The 1,831-nt window shown below is 25.2% G+C and carries 2 protein-coding genes; one reads left to right on the top strand and one right to left on the bottom strand.

From position 1 onward, the window contains the following. A partial coding sequence (locus A9G03_RS04700; RefSeq protein WP_143425821.1) for a glycosyltransferase family 2 protein occupies window positions 1-1,009 on the top strand: 1,009 nt, incomplete at its 5' end. Here the strand turns inward: A9G03_RS04700 and A9G03_RS04695 are convergent. Further along, window positions 973-1,831 (bottom strand): glycosyltransferase (locus A9G03_RS04695; protein ID WP_065798552.1); only part of this gene is annotated, 859 nt, incomplete at its 5' end. The two genes, A9G03_RS04700 and A9G03_RS04695, sit on opposite strands and share 37 nt — an antisense overlap.

Here is a 1,831-nt window from a genome sequence, read left to right as displayed (position 1 = left end):
ATTGTTAATGGAAAATAAAATTCCTTTGGTATCAATTATTATACCTGTTTATAACTCTAGCTCATTTATACTAAAGACATTAAATTCTTTACAAAAACAAACTTATGAAAATTATGAAATTATTATTATTAATGATGGTTCTACCGATAATACAAATGATATTTTAGAAGAATACAACAAAAAAAACTGTAATGTTACTCTCTATTATCAGAAAAATAGTGGGGTATCTGTTGCTAGAAATAAAGGCATAGAGTTATCAAAAGGTGAATTTATAACATTTCTTGATAGTGATGATATCTATTTACCATCTTTTTTAGAAAAATTGGTATCAAAACAAATACAAACAAATGCTGATTTGGTTTATTGTGGCTACAATAGAATTAGTGATTCAGGAAAGCTTACAGTGATTCCTTGTTCCTTTAAAGAAGGAAATATTTTAGATTCTTATTTACAAAAAAATGGATATTTTCATTTTTCGAGTATCCTTATTCGTAAAAATATTTTGTTGAAATATTCTATAAATTTTGAAGCGGGTTGCAATCTTTCTGAAGATTTATTGTTTACTGTTAAATTACTTAGTAATTTTAATTGTTTTAGTGTTAAAGAACATCTATTTAATTATGTTCAAAGAGTTGGATCGGTAATGTGTTCATCTTGGTCGGATGAAAAATGGATTTATGATATTCAAGGTAGGCAAAAGATCTTAAATTACTTAATGGATAATTATAATAAAAAAGATAAGCAAGAAATTATAAATTTAGCAATGGCATGGGTTGTTCGACGAGAGATATCATATTTAATTGATTGCGTTAGAATGATGAAATATAATCAAATAAAACATTATTTATCAAATAGTGATTTTTATAATCATGCAAAAAATATAGACAATAGTAAACTTACTAAAAAAGATTGGAAAAAATATAAAATAATAAGTAAGAATAATAAAGCAATTTGGTTTTTTTATACGCTTTACTATAGAATTTTTCGACTAAATTTGAAAATTTTCTGAGTTTTAATTTTATAAAAGTAATATTTTATAAAACAAAAAATACTTGAAAATAGTTTTTTCTGGTGTAACAGATGTTTTGCGCAATATCTCATTTGTGTAGGCGTGTTAGCCTGTAATAGATGTACTGTAGCCCAGGGTGATTTTTCCTTAACGTTAAGAAAATATTTCGATAATTTATAATCTTTAGCCCATTCATGCCAAGGCTTCGTAGGCCCTATATAATGTATTAATATGGTCTCTTTAGTAACGGAGAAATTAAAGTTTTTATTTATTTTATTCTTTAATTCATAATTTATATTTACTTGTTGATTATATTTTTTATCAAGATACTTAATTTTATCTAGTAATATAATATTTAAGACATCTTGATCCAAGTGAGTAAATTTTCTTGATAAGTTTTCATTTGAAAGCAACTCCAATGCTTTATTATTTACATCATATGCTTTCCATGCGGCTAAATTAATTAAAAGAAAACCTGCATTAAAATAGCCAGATGATAATTTTTTTTCGTTAAGTCTGGTAGCACATTTGTTCCACCAAATAAGATCTTTTTCAATAACAACATAGGCAATTTTATTATCAAATTTCAATGTAAATAATTCACTCAAATCACCTTTGCATAGAATATCGGCATCTAGATAAAGAATTTTATCTATTTTATTGAAAAAATAATCCGCGACTATAAAACGAAAGTAGGTTGCAACTGTCCAATTTGTAGTAGTTGGTAATTTTGAAAGGCTATTATCATCCATTAAATAAATTGTTATGCAAGTATTATAATTATTTGCAAGCTGTTCAATTTTTCTTTCAAAGTCATCATTT

This window comes from Gilliamella sp. wkB171 (genome assembly GCF_001693755.1).
In the GTDB taxonomy this organism is placed as follows: domain Bacteria; phylum Pseudomonadota; class Gammaproteobacteria; order Enterobacterales; family Orbaceae; genus Gilliamella; species Gilliamella apicola_F.
Note: the sequence above shows the minus strand (reverse complement) of the source record. Positions and strands in the feature narration are given on the sequence as shown.